This is a genomic window from Dyella sp. AtDHG13, from assembly GCF_003201105.1.
Taxonomy (GTDB): domain Bacteria; phylum Pseudomonadota; class Gammaproteobacteria; order Xanthomonadales; family Rhodanobacteraceae; genus Dyella; species Dyella jiangningensis_B.
Genome location: NZ_QICJ01000002.1, coordinates 481,095 through 498,340, shown reverse-complemented (window position 1 = coordinate 498,340; position 17,246 = coordinate 481,095). Strand labels below are relative to the sequence as shown.

12 protein-coding genes are annotated in these 17,246 nt (G+C 67.3%); 9 read left to right on the top strand and 3 right to left on the bottom strand.

The annotated features are described in order from the left end of the window. Positions 1-2: 2 nt before the first annotated feature. Genes bcsZ through BDW41_RS05090 form a run of 8 tightly spaced genes read left to right on the top strand, consistent with a single transcriptional unit; the run spans position 3 to position 12,102 of the window. Positions 3-1,172, top strand: coding sequence for a cellulose synthase complex periplasmic endoglucanase BcsZ (gene bcsZ, locus BDW41_RS05125; protein ID WP_074551062.1), 1,170 nt, complete (start codon positions 3-5; stop codon positions 1,170-1,172). Beyond that, positions 1,154-4,954: a cellulose synthase subunit BcsC-related outer membrane protein gene (locus BDW41_RS05120; protein ID WP_074551064.1), complete on the top strand. Its 3,801-nt coding sequence runs from the start codon at positions 1,154-1,156 to the stop codon at positions 4,952-4,954. Before bcsZ ends, BDW41_RS05120 begins: the two co-directional genes overlap by 19 nt. Positions 4,955-4,983: 29 nt before the next feature. Next, on the top strand, positions 4,984-6,744 hold the full coding sequence (gene bcsE / locus BDW41_RS05115; protein ID WP_074551066.1) for a cellulose biosynthesis protein BcsE: 1,761 nt from the start codon (positions 4,984-4,986) through the stop codon (positions 6,742-6,744). 7 nt (positions 6,745-6,751) lie between these two features. Next, positions 6,752-6,952: a hypothetical protein gene (locus BDW41_RS05110; RefSeq protein ID WP_074551067.1), complete on the top strand. Its 201-nt coding sequence runs from the start codon at positions 6,752-6,754 to the stop codon at positions 6,950-6,952. Beyond that, on the top strand, positions 6,949-7,746 hold the full coding sequence (gene bcsQ / locus BDW41_RS05105) for a cellulose biosynthesis protein BcsQ (protein WP_074551069.1): 798 nt from the start codon (positions 6,949-6,951) through the stop codon (positions 7,744-7,746). The genes BDW41_RS05110 and bcsQ overlap by 4 nt, the downstream gene beginning before the upstream one ends. Beyond that, entirely contained in the window at positions 7,743-10,310 is a 2,568-nt protein-coding gene (gene bcsA, locus BDW41_RS05100) for a UDP-forming cellulose synthase catalytic subunit (protein ID WP_074551071.1), read from the top strand. The genes bcsQ and bcsA overlap by 4 nt, the downstream gene beginning before the upstream one ends. An 11-nt stretch (positions 10,311-10,321) precedes the next feature. Then, positions 10,322-11,911: a cellulose biosynthesis protein BcsG gene (gene bcsG, locus BDW41_RS05095; protein WP_074551073.1), complete on the top strand. Its 1,590-nt coding sequence runs from the start codon at positions 10,322-10,324 to the stop codon at positions 11,909-11,911. Beyond that, complete coding sequence (locus BDW41_RS05090; RefSeq protein ID WP_074551075.1) at positions 11,908-12,102, top strand: hypothetical protein; 195 nt, start codon at positions 11,908-11,910, stop codon at positions 12,100-12,102. Before bcsG ends, BDW41_RS05090 begins: the two co-directional genes overlap by 4 nt. Before the next feature lie 4 nt (positions 12,103-12,106). On the opposite strand, the gene BDW41_RS05085 is transcribed toward BDW41_RS05090, so the two are convergent. Beyond that, complete coding sequence (locus BDW41_RS05085; protein WP_074551077.1) at positions 12,107-13,858, bottom strand: GGDEF domain-containing protein; 1,752 nt, start codon at positions 13,856-13,858, stop codon at positions 12,107-12,109. A 359-nt stretch (positions 13,859-14,217) separates the two neighbouring features. On the opposite strand from BDW41_RS05085, the gene BDW41_RS05080 reads away from it, so the two are divergent. Beyond that, on the top strand, positions 14,218-14,514 hold the full coding sequence (locus BDW41_RS05080; protein ID WP_074551079.1) for a hypothetical protein: 297 nt from the start codon (positions 14,218-14,220) through the stop codon (positions 14,512-14,514). A gap of 9 nt (positions 14,515-14,523) precedes the next feature. Here BDW41_RS05080 and BDW41_RS05075 read toward each other — a convergent pair whose 3' ends face one another. Together BDW41_RS05075 and BDW41_RS05070 are read right to left on the bottom strand one after the other, a co-directional pair. Continuing rightward, on the bottom strand, positions 14,524-15,291 hold the full coding sequence (locus BDW41_RS05075; protein ID WP_074551081.1) for a hypothetical protein: 768 nt from the start codon (positions 15,289-15,291) through the stop codon (positions 14,524-14,526). Between the two features lie 139 nt (positions 15,292-15,430). Then, positions 15,431-16,996, bottom strand: a complete 1,566-nt coding sequence (locus BDW41_RS05070) for an ATP-binding protein (RefSeq protein WP_074551082.1) — start codon at positions 16,994-16,996, stop codon at positions 15,431-15,433. Between the last annotated feature and the right edge of the window lie 250 nt (positions 16,997-17,246).

Genomic DNA, 17,246 nt, shown 5'->3' with positions numbered 1-17,246 from the left:
CCATGCGACGCATCGGTATGCCACTGTTGCACGCGCTGCTGCTCGCCGCCGCGATGTTCGCCTCCGGTAGCGCGATGGCGGCGTCGTGCGCGTGGCCCGACTGGGAGCATTTCAAGCAGAACACCGTGAGCGCGGATGGCCGCGTGATCGATGCGAGCACGCCGGAGCAGGCCACCGTGTCCGAAGGACAGTCGTATGCGCTGTTCTTCGCCCTCATCGCCAATGACCGCGCGACCTTCGACCGCCTGCTCAACTGGACGCAGAACAACCTGGCGCAAGGCGACCTGACCAAACACCTGCCGGCGTGGCAGTGGGGCCGTCACGAAACGAAGGCGGGCGACAAGGCGACCTGGGGCGTGCTCGACAGCAACGCCGCATCGGATGCGGACATCTGGATCGCCTACACGCTGCTCGAAGCGGGCCGCCTGTGGCACGAGCGCAGCTACACGGCGCTGGGCACCGTGCTTGCGCGCACCATCGTGGCGCAGGAAACCGCAGTAGTGCCGGGCCTTGGCCGCACCGTGCTGCCCGGCCCGATGGGCTTTCATCCGCACGACGACGTGTGGCGGCTCAACCCCAGCTACGTGCCGCCGCAGGTGATGCGGCGCATGGCGTCCGCGCTGCCGGAACAACCCGAATGGAAGGCCATGCTGGACAGCTCCGCCCGGCTGGTCACCGACACCGCGCCACACGGCTATTCGCCGGACTGGGTGCTCTACCAGCGCGGCAAGGGCTTTGGCCCCGACCCGGCCACCAAGGCGGAGAGCGCGTACAACGCCATTCGCGTCTATCTGTGGGTAGGCATGCTCGCCACGGATGCGCCGGCGCGTTCGTCCATGCTGGACGTGTTCAAGCCGCTGGCCGATTACGTCGCCGCGCACGGCGCGCCACCGGAACGCGTGGACACCCAGAGCGGCGCGGTGATCGGTAGCAACCAGGGCAACGCGGGTTTCTCGACGGCGGTGGCGCCGTATCTCGACGCGCTGGGGCGCCACGATCTGGCGCAGGCACAGGTGCAGCGCGCGCGCACGCTCGCCGGACAATCTCCCCTGGGTTACTACAGCCAGGTGCTGACGTTGTTCGGCCTTGGCTATCTGGATGGCCTGTATCGCTTCGATGCGGACGGTGCCGTCGTTCCCGCGTGGATGTCGACGTGTCCCGCGCGGCACTGAGCGGTCTCTTCGCACCCGCCATCGTGCTGCTGATGGCCGGCGGCATGGTGCCCGCCGTCGTTGTCGCGCAGGCGGGTAGCAGCGCGCCTAGTCCGCAGATGAAGCAATTGCTCGATTCGGCGCGCGTGTGGCTGGCCAAGAATCGCCCCGACATGGCGCGCGGCATCGTGGAGAAAGCCCTGCTGGCCGATCCCTCGCAGCCCGATGCGCTGGGTTTGATGGGGCAGATCGAGCTGGTGTCGAACCGTCCCACCGAGGCGGGCAAGATCCTGGAGCAGTTGCAGCAGCGCTATCCCGATCATCCCGCCACTCTGGCGCTGGCGGACCAGTACCGGCTCGCCACGCGCGACAAGACGGCGCTGGCCGAGGCGCGCCTGGATGCGCGCACCGGCAAGGCCGACGAAGCGTGGCGCAAGATGCAGGCGCTGTTTCCGCGAGGCGCGCCCGGCGGTGCCTACGCCGCGGATTACTACCGCGCGATGGCTTCCGCGGGCCAACGCGACCGCGCCTTGAACGAACTGCGCGAGCGCGTGCGCCAGAACCCCGACGATCTTGGCCTCGCGCTGGTTCTGGCCGACATGCTCACCGACCGCGGAAATACGCGCCTGGAAGGCCTGGACATCATCTATCGCATCTACCAGCGGCCGGATGCCAACAGACCGCAAGCGCTGGAGCTGTGGCGGCGCGCGCTCAACAGCGCGGGCGCCGACGATCCGGCGTACTACGTGTGGTATCAGCGCTACCTCAAGGAAGCGCCCGACGACGCCAGCGCCAAGGCCGCGCTCGCCGCGCTGGCGAAGAAGGGCGGCGCCAGCTACGTGCCGCCGCCCAAGGGCGCGGCGGCGAGCGCATCGTCGCCTTCCGGTTCATCGTCGGCGCCATCGCCTACCGCGCGGCAGGGCGCCGCGCTGGGCGAGCAAGGCCTGGCGAAGCTGCGCGAGGGCCATCACGACGAGGCGTATGCGCTGTTCGCGCGCGCGCTGAAACTCGATCCCGACAACGCCGGCAAATGGCGCAGCCTGATGGCAACAGCCAGATTCTGGGGCACGCTGGCGAAGGCACGCGCAGCCAATGACCAGGGGCAGCCGCAGCAAGGCGAAGCACTGGCGCGCGACGCGCTGCGCCAGCAGCCGAATCAGGCCGACGCCAGGAAAGTGCTGGCCGCCTCGCTGATGGCGCAGAGCAAGTGGCCGGAAGCCGAGGCCATCCTGCGTCCCATGGTTCAGGCGAAGCCACCGGACATCGACGCGCTGGAGATGCTCGCCAAGCTGTTGATCGCCACGCATCGCACCGACGAGCTGACGCCGTTGATCGCGCAGGCCGAGCAGCAAACCAAGGGCTCCGGCGATGCCTTGGTGAAACTGCGCGCGCAACTGCTGTCCATCGAAGCGGACCAGCTGATCGCGGAAGGCAAGAGCGGCGCGGCGGTGCTTCGGCTGGAAGACGCGGTGATCCTCACGCCGCAGGACGCCTGGTTGCGCTACACGCTGGCGCGCCAGTATCGCGGCCTGGGCCTGCCCAAGCTCGGGCGCGCAGTGATGCAGGACGGCCTGCGCGATTCGGCCTCGCCGGACATGCGCTACGCCACCGCGCTCTATCTCAACTCGCTGGACGACATCGACGCGGCCAGCAGCGTGCTGGCGCAGGTGTCGGAAAGCCAGCGCACGCAGGGCATGCGCGAACTCGCAGCCAACCTCAAGGCGCAGCGCGACCTGCGCGAAGCGCAACAACTGCTGGCGCAGGGGCGTCGGCAGGAAGCCGGTGCGCTGCTGGATCGCATCGCGCTCGACGTGCGCGACGATCCGCAGATGCTGGCCAGCGTGGGGCGCGAATGGATCGCGCTGGGCGAGCCCGACAAGGGCCTGAAGCGGGTGCGCGACTGGCTCGATGCGCATCCGGACGATCCGGCCATGGGCGTGCGCCTGCGTTACGGCGAGCTGCTGGCCTCGGCGAATCGCGACGATGAACTGCCCAGTTGGATCGCCGACGCGCGCGCGCGTCCCGGTGTCACGGCCGAACAGCAGGCGCAGTTCGACGATCAGCGGCTGCGCCTGTCGCTGCGCACCGCCGGGCGTCAGATCGATGCCGGCGATCTGGCCGGCGCCGAACGCACGCTGGATGCGGTGCCCGCGTCGGGAAAAAAGGACAAACGCTGGCTGCTGGCGCAAGCGGACCTGCGCGAGGCGCAACGTGACTATCGCGGCGCCGAGGCATCGGCGCGCGAAGTGCTGGTCGATCATCCCGGCGATGCGGATGCGCGGCTCACCATCGCGCGGATGGAAGAGCGCATGGGGCATCGCCAGGCCGCGCAGGACATCATCGATCAGGTCTTGGCCGATACCCCGCCCGACGACGTGGATACGCGCCTGGCCATCGCGCGTCGCTACACCGCCATCGGCCGCAATACGCAAGCGCGGGATGTGGTCGATCCGTTGCGTCAGCAGTATCCGGACCGTTCCGACGTCACCCTGCAGGCCGGTCGCGTGGCGCAATCGCAGGGGCATTACAACGATGCCGCGCAGCTCTACCGCAGCGCGCTGACGCAGGAGCAGGGCGAGGGCGAAACGCCAAGTCCCGTCGATGGCCTTACCTCGGCGCAGCGCGCCTTGCAGGGCTTGGACGATCGTCGGCAGGGACAGGTGGCCACGGCGGTGATCCAGTCCAACGAATCGGGCAGCAGCGGCATGTCGCGGCTGGACGCCACGGAAATACCGGTCTACCTGCGCATTCCGGACGGCTATGTCGGGCACTATTTTTTCCACGCCGACACCGTGCTGCTTGACGCGGGCACCTTGCCGGCCGACCGCTTCGACCCGGCCTACAAGTTCGGCAAGATCGCCGCGCTAGGCAACGATGGCCTGCGGCCGGTGGATCAGACCGACAAGGGCGTGGCGCTGGCGGCAGGCTACGAGTTCAACGGCGCGAGCAATGCGTGGCGTGCCGACATCGGCGCCTCGCCGGTGGGCTTCACGGTCAGCAACGTGCTCGGCGGCTTCCTCTACCGGCACGACTTCTACGATTCATCGTTGTCCGTGGACTCATCGCGCCGTCCCATTACCAGCAGCCTGGTGTCCTACGCGGGCGCGCGCGATCCGGCGACTGGCGAAAGCTGGGGCGGCGTGGTGCGCAGCGGCGTCACCGTGCGCGGCGCGAAGGACGTGGGAATCACCACGCTGTTCGCCTCGCTGGGTTATGGCGTGCTCACCGGCGAGAACACCCGCACCAACCGCGAGTTCAAGGTGCGCACCGGCATCGACTGGCCGGTGTACGTCGGCACCGACCAGCGCTTTTCCAGCGGCCTGGTGCTCAACTACTGGCATTACGCGAACAACCAGCACTTCTACACCTTCGGCAACGGCGGCTACTACAGCCCGGGCAAGTACGTGTCGGTGTCCATTCCGCTGGACTGGACCGGCCGCTACCGGCGCTGGTCGTGGGAACTGGAAGCGTCCTTGGGCAACTCCTGGACACGCGAGGACGAGGCGCCGTACTTCCCCACGCGTGCCGACCTGCAGGCGCAGGCGATGGCGCGCATGGCGGCGGCGGACCTGGGCTCGCCGTATTTCGGCACCGGCACCGGCGGCGGCTTCAGCTACACCGTCGCCGCCGCGCTGGAATACCGGCTCACCTCGCACTGGGTCATCGGCACGCGCTTCAAGCTCGACCGTTCACGCGATTACGCGCCCAACCTTGGCACGATCTACCTGCGCTACTTCTTCGACCAGCAGCGGCTGCCGGTGCCATTCCCACCCAATCCGGTCAAACCGTACTCCGCGTACTGACCGGTGAACCGAACCCTGGGACGAGAGCCGTGACGAACCTTCCTCCAGCCGCCTCCGACGCCAGCGACCGCAGCTCGCCGCGCGCGCGCCTGCGCCTGAACCAGTCACTGGCCATCGAAGGCCTGCCGCCGTCTCTGTCCGCGCTGGCGACGGGATGCGTGTACGCGGTGTACGCCAGTCGTTCGCCGGCACGCGACGCGCTGTTCTGGAGAACCGCGGCCACCGCCTTGCTCACTCCGGTAACGGTGCTCTCCACGCGCACGGCCGACGACATCGCGCAGGCCTTGCGCCAGCACGGCACGGACATCGACCAGCCGGGCGCGGTGCACCCCAAGTCCAACGTCTGCTCGCTGCGCCTGCCGCCGAACCGCGATGGCTGCGACGTGCTGATGGAATCGCTGCAGGCGCTGTCCGCCCAATGTGCGGCGCCGTCCAGCCCGATCCTGATCGAGGGCGTGGCGGCGTGCTTCGCCTGGCAGGATCGCGCCGCGCTGATCCGCCAGGGCGCGGCGCTGGCCGGCTGGTGCGCGCAGACGCGCCACACGGTGTTGCTGGTCATGCTGCCGCCGCTGGTAGAGCAGAGCGGCGATTTCCGGCCGCTGACCGATTTCCAGATCCAGTTCGCCGGCGCCGCGCAGCTGGTGCACGTGCAGGGCGAGTTCCGCTGGGAGGTGGCTTTCTGGCGGGACAATCGCGGCGCCTTGTCGGCGACGGAATCCATTCCGCTGCGCTTCTCCGGCAGCGGCCATCGCCTGGTGGCGGTGATGGATGCCGACCGCGAGCGCGGCGAAGGCATCGGCATGCTCGCGCCCGACGAGGCCGTGGTGATGGTGTCGCACGATGCGGTGGCGCGCGAGCGCGTGGTGCCCAAGGCGTGGCAGGTGCTGGCGGACAACGAGGCGCTGGTGTCGGCGGCAAGCCGTGCGGTGGCCGCCACGGTGATCCTGCACTACGGCATCGACGTCAGCCTGGCGACGCTGGCCAAGCAGGTGAACTTCCTGCGCCGGCAGTGCGGCAAGGCACTGAAGATCCTTATTCGCGAGGACAACGTCAGCATTCGCTACGAACTGCTCATGCTCACCCTGGGCGCCAACGCGATCATTCCGCGCAGCATGCCTTTGGCGCAGGTGGAGATCGCGGTCGATGGCGTGCAGGGGCAGCTGTTCTCGCGTCCCGTGCCGGACGACTACCGCGCGGCGCTGTCCGCGGCGATGCGCGATTCCACCACCGGTTACGTGCCCGCGCATCGCTTCATCGCGCTGGTGCGCGAGGCGATCGAGCGCAGCCGTCCGATCCGTTTGCCGAATGTCTTGCTGCGCCTGCCGCTGGAACACGACGTGGCGGCCATCGATGCGCTCAACGCCTGCCGTATCCGCCGCACCGGCGACCTGTGCACCGCCAGCGGCGACAGCGTGTACGTGTTCTTCTTCGCCTGCCACGTGGACGAGGCCGGCAAGGCGATGGAACGGGTATTCGTGCGGCCGCTTTCGGACCTGTTCCGGGGCGAGCTGCGTTGCGGCGACCGCGAAACCATCCAGTCCGCGCTCGACGCGCTGGAAGAAGATATCGCCGAGCTCCCGCCGCCCGATTACACCGGGTTGGTCGAGCCGGCCAAACCGGTGCAGACCGGCCTGGCGGAAGTGCAGGAGAAGGAAGCCGCGCCCGAGCCCGCCAGCGAGCACAAGCCTGTGCTGCCCATGCTGGGCGCCACGGATGCCGCGGCCATCACGCCGGCCACCGCACGCGCGCCGGCGCGCCCGGCGTCGCTACCCTTGAAGGCGCGGGGGTAGGGCGGCCATGAGCATCTTCCTGGGCTACTTCATCTGGGGACTCGTGCTTGCCGCGCCTTTGGCGTGGCTGTGGTGGCGGTTCCGCGTGGGCTACTGGCTGCGGCGTTCGCGCGCGCTGTTCCGTCGGCGCAAGATCCAGTTGCCGTCGCAGCTGGAGCCGCTGGTGATTCGCGGAAAGCGCCAGGGCGCGGCGGGGAGAAAGGCATGAAGACGATTGCCGTCGTCTCTCCCGTCGGTGGCGCGGGGCGCACCACGCTCACCGTCGCGCTGGCCGGCCTGCTGATGGCACGCAAGCACGCGGCGCTGGCGGTGGAATGCGATCCGCGCAACGTGTTCACTTTCTACTGCGGCCTGCGCACGCCGGCGCGCCGTGGGCTGGTGTCGCACGTGGTGTCGCCCACCGACGACTGGAGCGATGCCGCGCTGGAAACCGACGACGGCGTGCTGTGGCTGCCCTGGGGCGGCGCCAGGGGCGACGGGCGCGGGCCGGACGCCGAGACGGCTGCGGCCATCGCCGCGGTGTTGCACGAGCAGCCGACGTGGTTGCGCGATCTGCTGGCGCGGATCGATCTGCCGGGGCATGGCGTGGCCTTGGTCGATACGCCGGCCTGGCCGTCCGTGCATGCCTCGCAGGCCATCGCCGCTGCCGATCTAGTGCTGGTGGTGCTTCCGCCGCAACCGCTGGCCTGCGCCACGCTGCCGCGCCTGCGCAGCGAGCTGAAGGCGCTGGGCAAGGAAACCGTGTACGTGGCCAACGCGGCCTCGCCGGCATCGCAGTTGCACACCGACATCCTCACGCTGCTGCGCGACGCGCTGGGCGCCGAGCTTTCCGTGTATCGCGTGCATGCCGACACCGGCATTCCCGAGGCGCTCGCCCGCAACGAGAACTTCGTGCAGGCCGCGCCGCATTCCCAGGCCGCGCATGATCTGCAGGGTCTGGCGTCGTGGCTGTCGAACTGGATTCACGCCGCCCACCAACCGGCCGCGGGAGCGAAGGCATGAGCCGGCCGGCGTTCGCCTCCATGCGGTCGCGCCTGCGCAGCGCGATGGCGCGGGAGATGGATATCGACGCGGATGCCGGGCGTGGCATGTGGGCCTTGCGGCTGATATTCCGCGCGCCGCGCGCGGGGCAGCGCGACTGGCCGGCGATAGCGTCCGAACGCCTGGGCCGCCATCTGCGCGACGAACTGGGCATGGAGCCAGACGAAAGCGCGGGTGCATGGCTGTGGCGCCTGTTCTTCCGCCCGCGCCGTCGTCGCGTGCGGCTCGCGGCCAACCTGCGCAGCGCCCGGCACTACCGTGGCGCGCGCCGCGGCTCGATGCTGCTGGGTCGCATCGGCCAGTGGCTGGCGCCCGTGCAGGGCGTCGTGGGGCGAGCAGGGCGCGCGGTGTCCTCGCGCCTGCCGACAGTGCCGTGGGCGCGCGTGGGCCAGCGCGTGGACGAGTGGTCGTCCGGGTTGGATCGCGTGCCCTACCTCAAGCAGGTGATCCTGCTGCTCGCCTTCGTGGTGGCCGTCGCGTTCTGGACCACACCGCTGGCCATCGCCGACCAGTTCCGACTGTTCGTGCTGGTATGCGCGGTGATGATCATCGCGCGGCGCATTCCCGGGCGCTGGCCGACCATGCTGATGGTGTCGCTGTCGATCCTGATGACCGGGCGCTACATGTGGTGGCGCATCACCCAGACGCTCAACTTCGCCACGCCCGTCGAGGCGATCTTCGGCTACCTGCTGTTCGCCGCGGAAATCTACACCTGGATCGTGCTATTCTTCGGCTACATCCAGACCGCGTGGCCGCTGAACCGCCAGCCCAAGCCGCTGCCCGAAGACACCGACAGCTGGCCCACGGTGGACGTCTATATCCCCACCTACAATGAGCCGCTGACGGTGGTGAGCCCGGCGGTGCTGGCGGCCAAGAGCATGGACTGGCCGGCCGACAAGCTGCGTGTCTACCTGCTGGACGACGGCAGCCGCGAGGAGTTCGCGCGCTTCGCCGACGCGGTGGGCGTGGGCTACCTCACGCGCGAGGAACACCGCTACGCCAAGGCCGGCAACATCAATCACGCGCTGGCCCTGACCAGCGGCGAGTTCGTCGCCATCTTCGATTGCGACCACATTCCCACGCGCTCGTTCCTGCAGACCACGATGGGCGAGTTCATCGCCGACCCCCAGTGCGCGATGGTGCAGACGCCGCATCATTTCTTCTCGCCCGATCCGTTCGAGCGCAATTTCGACACGTTCCTGCGCATTCCCAACGAGGGCAGCCTGTTCTACGGGCTGATCCAGGACGGCAACGACTTCTGGAACGCCACCTTCTTCTGCGGTTCGTGCGCGGTGATCCGCCGCGCGCCGCTGATGGAAGTGGGCGGCATCGCGGTGGAAACGGTCACGGAGGACGCACACACCTCGCTCAAGATCCATCGGCGCGGCTATCGCACGGCCTACCTGCGCATCGTGCAGGCGGCGGGGCTTGCCACGGAAAGCCTGTCCGGCCACATCGGCCAGCGCATCCGCTGGGCGCGCGGCATGGCGCAGATCTTCCGCCTCGACAACCCGTGGCTGAAGAAGGGCCTCACGTTCTTCCAGCGCATTTGCTACAGCAATGCGATGCTGCATTTCTTCTACGGCATTCCGCGCCTGATCTTTCTTTCCATGCCGTGCGCCTTCCTGTTCTTCGGGCTGCACGTGTTCGGCGCGGATGCGATCTCGGTGATGGCGTATGTGTTCCCGTACCTGTTCATTTCCGGGCTGGCCAACTCGCGCATCCAGGGCCAGTACCGCCATTCGTTCTGGGCCGAGGTCTACGAATCGGTGCTGGCGTGGTACACCGTGCTGCCCACGACCATCGCCTTCATCAACCCCAAGAAGGGCAAGTTCAACGTCACGGCCAAGGGTGGCCTGATCGAGGACGAATACCTGGACTGGTCCACGTCCAAGCCCTACGTGTGGCTGCTGGCGGTGAATCTTGCCGGGCTGGTGGCCGGCGTCGTGCGCATCTTCACCGTGCAGCGCGACGAGCCGGTCACGGTGCTGATGAACATGGTGTGGTCGCTGTTCAACGTCGCCATGCTCGGCGCCGCGGTAGGCGTGGCCAAGGAGGCGAGGCAGGTGCGCGTATCGCACCACGTGCCGCTGCACGTGCCGGCGACCCTGGTGCTGGCCGACGGCAAGACCATCGCCTGCCGCACGGAAAACTATTCCACCGGCGGCCTGGGCATCGTGCTCCCTGAAGCATTGCCGCTGGAGCGCGGCGCGCCGCTGGGCGTGGCGCTGTCGCGCGGCGACATCGACTACTACTTCCCCGCCGTGGTGGCGCGCAACAGCGGCAACCGCCTGGGCCTGAAGTTCGAGGAGTGGTCGTACGAGAAGGAAACCCAGCTGATCCAGTGCACCTTTGGCCGCGCCGATGCCTGGGTGCGCTGGGAAGAGGAACTGGTTCCCGATGCGCCGCTGCACAGCTTCGTGGAGGTGATCGAGATGGGCTATCAGGGCGTGCTGCGACTTTTCGATGCCTGCCTGGACGCCGCGGAAGCCGTGTTCGTGCGGCACCCGCGACGCTCGGAGTGACGGGGTAACGCATGGGATTCTGGAACCTCTATTTCATCGCCAAGCTTGGCCTGTTCGCCAGGGGCAGCATCCAGCCGGTCTGGTGGCTCAACGTGCTGTTCGCGCTGGCGCTGCTGGTGCCCCTGCGCCAGCGCTGGCAGCGCGTGGCGCGGCAGGTGGCGGCGGTGCTGGCCGGCGCGGCCTTGCTCTATCACGAATCGAACCTGCCGCCGTTCGGCTATGTGCTCCGGCAGATTCCCGCGCTGGCGACGTTCTCGCCCAGCTACATGCTGGAACTGGCGCGCCGCGTGTTCACGCCGGCGATGGTCTATGTGCCGCTGCTGGTCATCGTGGTCTATGCCATCGTCAATCGGTGGGTGCGCGTCACCACGTTTGTGCTGCTGGCGCTGATCGTCTTTCCGCTGTGGCAGGGCATGGGCACGCTGATCGCCAAGTCCGGCCAGGGCCAGAACGTTGCGGCCGCCAACCCGCGCGCCGATGCAGAGGCGGCCAATGCCGGCGCCAGCGGCGCCACGGGCAGCTACGACGAGCAACTGGCCGCGTTCCACCACGCTGAGCAGGCGCGTCGGATGGCGTTCTTTCCGGCGGACAAGGACCCGGAGGCGGCGTTCGACATCATCGTCATCCACATCTGCTCGCTGTCGTGGGATGACCTGGACGTGGTGAACATGCGCGACAACGCGCTGTTCGGCAAATTCGACTACGTGTTCAAGAACTTCAGCAGCGCGGCCAGCTACAGCGGCCCGGCGGCGATACGCCTGCTGCGCGCGTCGTGCGGACAGGAGCCGCACCAGGGCCTGTACAGCGCGGCGCCGCAGGAATGCCACGTGTTCGCGGACCTTGCCGCCGCCGGTTACGACGTGCAGTTCATGATGAACCACAACGGCCGCTTCGACGATTTCATCGGCACCATCCAGCGCGAGATCGGCCGCGCCGGCATCCAGCCGCAATCCACCGATGGCTTGCCGCCCTTCATGCGCGAATTCGACGGCTCCCAGCTGGTCAACGATTACGACGCGCTCGCACGCTGGTATCAAGGCGTTGCCGCCAAGGGCGGCGGGCCGGTGGCGCTCTACTACAACACGGTGACCATGCACGACGGCAACCGCCTGCCCAACAACAACATGACCAGCCTGCAGTCCTATCCCGTGCGGCTGACGCGGTTGCTGGGCGACATCGACCGGCTGACCGAGGTGATCGAGCACTCAGGCCGCAAGGCCGTGATCGTGTTCGTGCCCGAACACGGCGCGGCGTTGCGCGGCGACGCGGGGCAGATATCCGGCCTGCGCGAAATCCCCACGCCACGCATCATCAACGTGCCGGTGGGCGTCAAGCTCGTCGGCCTGCCCGCCGCCAAGGCTGCGCCGGGGCATGCCGTTTCCATCGACACGCCCACCAGCTACCTGGCCCTGGCGCAGCTGATGTCCAACCTAGTGGCCAACAGCCCGTTCAAGCCGAACGGGCCCGCACTGGACCAATACGCGCACGACCTGCCGCAGACGCGCCTGGTCGGCGAGAACGAGAACACCGTGACACTGGGCACCACCAGCGGCTACGTGATCCACACGCCCGAAGGCGTCTGGATGGAGGGCAAGCCATGACCGCGCCACGCGATGCGGACGAACGGATGCTTCCCAACGACATCGAAACCTATGCGCGCCACGTTGAAGGCATCGACCCCGCGCGCTATTTCGATAGCCAGTTGAAGGCGGTGCGCGACGCGGCACGCAAGCGCTGGCCGCTGCTGGCCGGCGTGCTGTATCCAGACGACGCGACGCCCGAGCGCCCGTGATGCTTCACGCGACCTCGGTTTCGACGCGATCGCGGCCGTTCTGCTTGGCGCGGTAGAGCAGGGCATCGGCTTCCCGCAACAACTGCTCGACGTCGATGGCGGTGCCCTGGTCGCGTAGCGCGAAAGCCACGCCGATGCTGATGGTGAAGCCGAACGTCTGGCCGTCGAGGGTAAGAACCTTTTCATCGTGCAGGCGCAGCCGCAGCCGCTCGGCCAGGGCCTGGCCCTCCTGCGCGGCCTGCACGCGCGACAACACCACGAACTCCTCGCCGCCGAAGCGGGCGACGATGTCGTCAGAGCGCATCGTTTCGCGGCAGACATTGGCCAGCATCACCAGCGCCTTGTCGCCGTTATCGTGCCCGTAGGTGTCGTTGACGCGCTTGAAGTGGTCGATGTCGATCATCATCACCGCCACCACCGGGTCATGGCTGCGCTTGTCGGCCAGCAGCACGCGCGTGCGGGTTTCAAAGGCGCGCCGGTTGAGCAGGCCGGTCAAGGCGTCGGTTTCGGCCATGACGCGCAGCTCGCCGATCATGCGCTTGCGTTCCTTCTCCAGTTTCAGGCGCCGCGTGCCGTTCTCCTTGAGCACAATGAGCGCGCTGAAAAGCTCCTGCACCTCGCTGCTGTAGCGTTTTCGGGGCAGCACGGCCGACAGGTTGCCGGAGGCAATCGCCAGGATGAAACGCCGTGCCTCCGCCACCGGCTGGATGATACGTTCGCGGAATCGCCAGATCAGGAACATCAGCATGCCCGTGAGCACCGCGGCGAAGATGCCGCTGGCGATCAGGTAGACGACGTGCTGACGCAGGCTTTCGTCGATGGTCTTGCCCGCCAGGGCCATGGCGTCATCGCGGAAGGTGTTGATCGGTGCGATCAGTGGTCCATAGCGTTCCGCCAGCTGCAGCGGCGATTCGCTCACGCCACCGGAGCGGGCCGCGTCCTGCCGCACCTGGTCCAGAAAGATCAGCGCTTCGCCGAAATAGACCTTGTCGAGCCTGTCGTAATCGGCCTGCAGGCTGGGCGGCAGGATCCGCACGCTGGGCAGCAACAGCAGGCGGAGCTGTTCGATCTTGCCCAGGGTGCGGGCGATGTCGAAGGCTTCCTGGTCGGTCAGCGCGCGCCGGGAAATCACGGCGGGACCAAACTGCGACACGATCATGCCTGCCTGCTCCCGCAGCAGCCCGGACAGGCGCGCGACCAGCAGGTAGCTCTGCACGTCGGCGTTCTGGCGGATCACGCCCACGGCATCGATCTCCGCGATGGACGACAGCCTCGGGATGGCATCGGATAGATGGCCAAACGCTTCCAGTACCTGAGCGTCCGTTCCGGTGTGGTGGTGCATGGCGTCCAGTTCCCGGCGCGCCAGCGCGATCTGGTCGTAAGCCTGCTCCCAGGTGGGCAACAACATGGCGCAATGACTGCAATCGGGATCGCGCAGCGCGGCGCCCAGCTCGGCCATGCGTGCGTCGGTGCTCTCGCGGGCGGTCTTCAACGCCACCAGCCATTCCGCGGGCGTCGGCTCGTCCAGCACGATTACTGCGTAGGCGGGTCGGCGTTCGGCAGACACGTCCGCCATGGCGTGCAGCGCCGCTTGCAGCGCGGTGAACTCCTTCTTCGCTTCGTGGGCGTCTCGGTAGCCTTGCCATTGCAGGCCGAACAGGGAAAGCACCAGACCCACCACCACCAGGTACAGCTCGGTGACGACGTAGCGGAAACGCTGCTGGATCGATTTGCCCGGCGGCAGGGTGGCTGGCATGTACGCGCGTTGTCCCCGATCAGCGGCTGGCCCTGGGGAAAGGACAATCGCAGCGCCGTCTCCATGCGGCTCGGAATCGGCGCCACCGAACGACGCGCGCCGCCCCGGCATGCCTTGCCCCCCGTTTGATGCGCACAGTCTCTGCGGCGATCTGTGATGGGTTTGTGGTGGAGCAGGGCGGAGCCTGGCCTTCATGGCAACGGTGGGTCGTCATTCGCCATCCCCGCGCCATATCCGCACGCTAGCCTCTACGACGACCCAGGATTTGCCCTCAAGGCACACCCACCCTCACCGTCATCCCTGCTTTCGCAAGGATGACGGTGACGAACACCGCATGCGGCCAACCGTGGAATCCACCCATGAACCCCCAAGCCGACAGCACCCCGCCGTTACTGCGCTGGAACGGCACGACCCCGCTCCTGATGTCCCTCGTGGTGATCGGGATGATCGTGGCCGACCTTGTCCGCCATGGCCTCCACGCGCCCCGCCACGACGAAGGCACTGCGGACCATATCTCCATCCTGCTGATGTTCGGCCAGATTCCGATCATGGCCAGCTTTGCGCTGGCCGGCAGGCACGAATGGCGCCGGGTGCGGCCCGTGCTGACCTTGCAGGTGGCGCTGTGGGGGCTGACCTATGCCTTGTCCCTGCTGTGAAGCATGCCATCAGCCATGGGGCAGCGATGCGCGCAGTGCCTGCAGATTCTGCGGGGCGACGCGGATAAGCCCGCCACGCGGACTGTCGATGTCCGCAATGAGCATGAAGGACACCGCCACCACCATCGGCAGCACCAGCAGCAGCCCGCGTTCCGATGGCGGTTTGCGCGAGCCCATGCCCACCAGCAAGTTGCTGCCCAGCGCCACCACCATCATCAGCAGCCAGGCGGCGACCGGAATCCGATTCCACCAGGCGGCCTGCGTATAGCCTTCCGAATTGAGCACGTCGTTCATGCCGGCCACCACCAGGGCGGTGATGGGCGTGGGCTGCTGGCTGGCAGGCGCGGCCATGGCCGACCACAGGCTGGCCTGCAGCGCGTTCTTGCGCGCGGTGATGGCGGGCAGCTCGCTGCGGTCTGTGGTCTGGTAGAAGGCGATGCGCTGGTCCAGGTAGTTGATCAGCAGAGGACGCAGCTTGATCGCGTCTTCCGGTGGCAGCAGGTCAAGCCGCACGTACTCCGTGCCGATGGCGTTGGCCTCCGCTTCCTCGTAATTCTTGCGCTGGTCGTAGCGGCTGATCGCCATGGAAAAACTGAAGCCGATGATCAGCCCCAGCAGCGTGAGCGTGGCGCCCTGGACTACGGTGAAGGTATCCACCCACGCATCCTTGTCCCGCACGCGCCGGCGAACCCACCACGAGCCGATGCGCTCGGCGATCCACATGCCGGCCAGCGACAGGACAAACACCACCAGCGGGTGATTGAGCGTGAAACTCATGCAAACTCCCTCTTGGAAAGATCATCGACAGCGCCAGCCGCGCGCCACAGTGGGCACCGTCTCGCGAAGCGAAAGTGAAGGCGGCTTGGTGCTTCGTAGCCCGGATGAAGCCAACGGCGGAATCCAGGATCGCACGCCCTCAGGACGGCATCTGCAACGGCAGGCACACGCACAGTTGAGTGCCTTCCCCCAACGCCGAGCGCAACCGGCAACTGCCGCCCAGCAGTCTGGCGCGCTCACTGATGCTCATCAGGCCCAACCCTTGCCAGCCGCCCGACTGCGCGTCGAAGCCGCGTCCGTCGTCCGTGATGGTCAGTTCCACCTGGTCGCCGGCGATGGTCAGCGCAACGTCGATACGCTTGGCGTGGGCATGCTTCAACGCATTTCTCAGCGCTTCCTGGGTGACGCGGTAAAGGCAGAGCGTGACCTCGCAAGGCAAGCCGTCCGGTTCTTCAGGTATGTGGAGTGCAATCGTTGGCCCGCTGCGATGACGATGCGTGCGGCACAGCTCGCCCAGCGCCAATGCCAGGCCCGTGTGCTCGAGCGTGCTGGGATGAAGGCCGTGCGAAAGCGCGCGAACGTCGCCCGAAAGCGCGATCAGTTCGTTCTGCAGTTGCGTCACGTCGTGGCGATGGTGCTCCTCGACCTTCTGGCGCAGCGAACTGAGGTGCATGGAAGCCAGCGCCAGCCGCTGGTTGATATCGTCATGCAGGTCGCGTGCGACGCGCGCGCGTTCCTGTTCCTGCGCCACGATAAGACGTCCCGCCAGGTGTTGCGCCTCGCTGCTGCTGGCGAACAGCGCGTTGCGCACGGTACGCCGCTGTTCCACCAGCGCCGCAAAGAGCAGCGACACCACCGACATGCCCAGCATCCACAGCTGCACGGTGAGCGTGCTCGATTGCGCATCGCCCTGCAGGAAAGGGCCGTGCCCCGAAAGGCTGAGCTGCATGGCGATGGCGCCCAGCGCCATGTTGACCGCACTCACGCCAGGAATCTGCGCGCATAGAGCCACGTAGATCAGCAGCGGAGCAGGGGCGATCAGCAGGATGGCCCGCAGCGTGTCGATATTCCCCAGCAGGCCCCAGGCCACCCAGAGCAGGACCAGTATCAGCGCCGTGACCAGCCATACGCGCATGCCCGGCATATCTCGGCGCAGGGCCGACGCAGGGTTGCTCAGGCTAAGCACCGCCGGCGTGAGCAACACGAAGCCCAAGCCCATCGCCAGCGCCATATGCCACCACTGCTTGTGCAGCCAGGGGATGGTGGGCAGTAGGGTGTTCAGCCACAGCGCCATGCCGGTGGTCGTCAGCGGAAGCAGCACCGCCGCCACCAGCAGGAACCACCACAGGCGCGGAAAATCGTCGATCGACTGGTCGCCGCGAAAGCGCTCCAGCAGCAGCGCCGTCCCATAGAGCAACAACACGCACCCCAGGTAAGCCAACGCCATGCCCGGCAACGGATAACCCCGGGCCACGATGAAGCTCATCATGGCCGCCCACCAGCCCACTCCATAGGCCGGCCAATACCGGCGGGCCGACAGCATCAGCACGGGAAGCGCCATGGGCCCCGTCAGCAGGATCATCTGCAGATCCCCCCGGTGATTCCACAGGGCAAACGTCAGCCCATGCGTCACGAGGGTAGCCACGTACATGCCGGCAGCCCGCGCAAGCTGCTGCAGACCCACCTTCGCCAAGCCTTCGCCCATGCCCACCCCAACGCAGCGACGATGGCGAGAAGCTACAACGAAGCGACCCGGTATTTGTAGTCGTCGCCCGCTAATGAACGCGGCATCCATCGAGACGACAGACTCGCACCTCAAACCATGCTAGGCCCGACACCGTAGAGCCCGTAGCCCGGATGAAGCCAACGGCGTAATCCGGGACCACGCAACGCATCGACACGCCGCACTCCATCCAGACGCCGCACACACCCTTCGCTTCAGAGCAATCCGATTG

Excerpts from the sequence above, each read along its gene's own strand:
- bcsZ (WP_074551062.1), top strand. The coding sequence starts at position 3 with ATGCGACGCATCGGTATGCCACTGTTGCACGCGCTGCTGCTCGCCGCC.
- BDW41_RS05110 (WP_074551067.1), top strand. The coding sequence starts at position 6,752 with ATGAGCATCTTCCTGGGCTACTTCATCTGGGGACTCGTGCTTGCCGCG.
- bcsQ (WP_074551069.1), top strand. The coding sequence starts at position 6,949 with ATGAAGACGATTGCCGTCGTCTCTCCCGTCGGTGGCGCGGGGCGCACC.
- bcsA (WP_074551071.1), top strand. The coding sequence starts at position 7,743 with ATGAGCCGGCCGGCGTTCGCCTCCATGCGGTCGCGCCTGCGCAGCGCG.
- bcsG (WP_074551073.1), top strand. The coding sequence starts at position 10,322 with ATGGGATTCTGGAACCTCTATTTCATCGCCAAGCTTGGCCTGTTCGCC.
- BDW41_RS05090 (WP_074551075.1), top strand. The coding sequence starts at position 11,908 with ATGACCGCGCCACGCGATGCGGACGAACGGATGCTTCCCAACGACATC.
- BDW41_RS05085 (WP_074551077.1), bottom strand. The coding sequence starts at position 13,858 with ATGCCAGCCACCCTGCCGCCGGGCAAATCGATCCAGCAGCGTTTCCGC.
- BDW41_RS05080 (WP_074551079.1), top strand. The coding sequence starts at position 14,218 with ATGAACCCCCAAGCCGACAGCACCCCGCCGTTACTGCGCTGGAACGGC.
- BDW41_RS05075 (WP_074551081.1), bottom strand. The coding sequence starts at position 15,291 with ATGAGTTTCACGCTCAATCACCCGCTGGTGGTGTTTGTCCTGTCGCTG.
- BDW41_RS05070 (WP_074551082.1), bottom strand. The coding sequence starts at position 16,996 with ATGGGCGAAGGCTTGGCGAAGGTGGGTCTGCAGCAGCTTGCGCGGGCT.